We start from the raw sequence: 922 nt of genomic DNA, 5'->3' as shown, positions 1-922 counted from the left end.
CTCGCGGATGCTGTTGAACGCCTGCCTTCGCCCCGGCAACACAAGCAGTTCGACCGATGTCCTGCCGTTTGCTGAGCAGACGTTAGCTTTGCTGGGTTCCCATCAGGTGCGTTACGCTCGCTTCGACAAAGGCTTTGGTGGCGAGGACTTCTACGCCTTCTGGGAGGCACAGAAGATCGGGTATGTCGGCAAACTAAAATGGACACCACGTCTCCAGCAACAGGTGAAATCCTGTGAGCAGTGGACGCGATTTGTTGACGAAGATTGGATCATAGAAGGCGTATCCCTTCTCTACCGAGCGACAACGTGGGAGAAAACACGCCGCGTTGCCGTCATCCGCAAGATGCCTCGCTGGGACGGCGATCAGTCGCAGCTCGAACTCGACGTACTCTGGCAGTACGAAGCGATGGTAACAACCGAGGCTTGGGATGCTATCGACGTGTGGCGTTTCTACAACCAGCGCTGCTGCATGGAGAATTACATTAAGGAAGGTAAGAATGGCTTCGCCATCCACCGCATTCCTACGCAGTCGTTTGCCACCAATGAGATCGACCTGCTCTTAAAGCTGCTCGCCTACAATCTCTTTGAACGCTTCAAGCACCATTGTTGCGATCCGCTTCGTCAGTCGTACACCATCCAGCGGATGCGCCGAGAGTTTTTCCGCTCTGCCGGTACACTTGTATGTCATGCTCGTCAGATGACTTTAAAGCTGGCTGTGTCCTTCCAAAACCAAAGGGTCTGGCGACAGATGGAGCAGAAAAGTATTTTATTGGAATGAACGCATAATCCCAACTTATGTCTTGGAAGTCCCGGTGCCCCTTCATGTGGGGAGGGGGAAGGTCACGCCTTATTTCATCCAATCTGGCTCTATATGCAAATTTCAAGTCCATAATTGGATGGGATCTCCAAGTCTGAATTTCTC

Annotated in this window: 1 protein-coding gene; it reads left to right on the top strand. The window is 52.3% G+C overall.

Annotated elements, in window-relative coordinates; all coding sequences use genetic code 11:
• The coding region (locus PA598K_RS35110; protein ID WP_148092059.1) for a transposase at positions 1–778 on the top strand (778 nt) is incomplete at its 5' end.
• Positions 779–922 lie beyond the last annotated feature (144 nt).

The organism is Paenibacillus sp. 598K (genome assembly GCF_003851045.1).
In the GTDB taxonomy this organism is placed as follows: Bacteria; Bacillota; Bacilli; order Paenibacillales; family Paenibacillaceae; genus Paenibacillus_D.
This window is presented reverse-complemented; position numbering and strand designations above follow the sequence as displayed.